This is a genomic window from Psychrobacter sp. 1Y4 (assembly GCF_051847555.1).
In genome coordinates this window covers 1-831 of the sequence record NZ_JBPYDE010000346.1, presented here as the reverse complement: position 1 = coordinate 831, position 831 = coordinate 1, and the positions used below count along the sequence as shown (strand labels likewise).

General features: G+C 39.4%; 1 protein-coding gene. It reads left to right on the top strand.

Annotated elements, in window-relative coordinates; translation table 11 throughout:
* Nucleotides 1-385: 385 nt before the first annotated feature.
* A partial coding sequence (locus ACS8FC_RS16230) for an ATP-binding protein (RefSeq protein WP_439297533.1) occupies nt 386-831 on the top strand: 446 nt, incomplete at its 3' end.

Below are 831 nucleotides of genomic sequence, written 5' to 3'. Positions count from 1 at the left end.
CGTAAAACTCCCAGTAAACAGTGACTTACAGACAAAAAAATGCTAAAATAACCCTTTATTTTTGTCCTGTTCTCAGCAATTTATTCGATAGCATCATATAAAAGATTTCTATTTTTTGTTTCTTTATAAGTAGTTGATAATTAAATATTTTATTTATTTCAATAGTTTTAGCAATGGCTAGAAAAACAAAGACTATTACTAATAAGTAATTTGCTAATTTTATCTCTATGTAGCTTTTTTAGTCTAACGGTGGTTAGTAGTTTAGCCGCTCATATGCACTCTAAGTTATGAATAATAGAAGTTGATTTTAAGATGCCATCATGAAGTGCATTTTTTATAAGTGCACTGATAAAACGGCTGATAATGGCTAGATTAAGGAATGTACATGAGTGATTCATTACCTATTGACCACGAGCAACTGACGTCAGACAGTGCTACCGAAACGATTGCACCTGTCGTAGCGCCAGAAGGGTTACCCTCTGATTATAGTTCTAAGGATATCCGTGTACTACGTGGGTTAGAGGCTGTACGCGTACGCCCTGGTATGTATATCGGTGACACTGACGATGGCACAGGCTTGCATCACATGGTCTTTGAGGTCGTGGATAACTCTATCGATGAGGCGCTGGCCGGTCACTGTGATCAGATCGATATCATCATTCACGAAGATGAGTCTGTCAGTGTGATGGATAATGGCCGCGGTGTGCCAGTCGATATTCATCCAGAAGAGGGTGTATCTGCTGCTCAGGTCATTATGACTGTCTTGCATGCAGGCGGTAAATTTGATGATAATAGCTATAAAGTATCAGGTGGCCTGCATGGTGTTGGGGT